1 protein-coding gene is annotated in these 718 nt (G+C 60.4%); it reads left to right on the top strand.

Annotation, left to right across the window (positions count from 1 at the left end; genetic code table 11):
• Window positions 1-130 precede the first annotated feature (130 nt).
• On the top strand, window positions 131-718 hold a 588-nt coding region (locus tag VBE63_RS30875), incomplete at its 3' end, for an IS1595 family transposase (protein WP_323686759.1).

The raw sequence follows: 718 nt of genomic DNA, 5'->3' as shown, positions 1-718 counted from the left end.
CGTTGATTGTCCACGTTGTGGTTCCAACAAGATCGTCAAGCGTGGCCGCAACCACCGACACAGAGCCTGTCGCCGCTACACCTGCCGAAACTGCGCGAAACGCTTCGATGACCTGACAGGGACGATCCTCATGGGACGCCACCAGCCGTTGTCGGTCTGGTTTTCTTATCTGTACTTGATGGGATTGAACCCGTCGAACCTGCAGATTGCCAAGGAACTCGGCCTCAATGAAAGCGACGGTCAGTGGATGGCCGAGCAACTGCGCGAGGGGATCGTCAAACGCCGTCGCACGGTGCGCCTGAGCGGCAAGGTTGAGTGCGATGAGGTGTACATCGTGGCCGGACACAAGGGTCGAGCGGATCGGATCGTGGGACGTCCACCACGTCGGCGGCGGCTCAAGGGGGCTCCCGGACGAGGCACCTTGGCGAAGGACAAGCCACCCATCTTCGGCATGATCGAGCGTGGCGGGGAGGTGCGCATCGTCATGTTGGCGGATGTCAAGCAGCGTACGATTCGTCCCCTCATCGAAGAGACCATTGAGCCTGGCACCCTGATCAACACTGACGAATACGTGATCGACGACGCCTTGCCCGCCTGGGGCTACCCGCGCAAAAGCGTTTGTCATGGTCGCGGTGAATATGCCCGCGACGAGGACGGCGACGGTTTTCACGAGGTCCATGTCAACACCATGGAAGGGTTTTGGTCGCTGCTGCGCTCC

The organism is Lamprobacter sp. (genome assembly GCF_034860625.1).
GTDB lineage: Bacteria > Pseudomonadota > Gammaproteobacteria > Chromatiales > Chromatiaceae > Lamprobacter.
The sequence above is the reverse complement of the archived record's forward strand: the minus strand, read 5'-3'. Positions and strand labels throughout refer to the sequence as shown.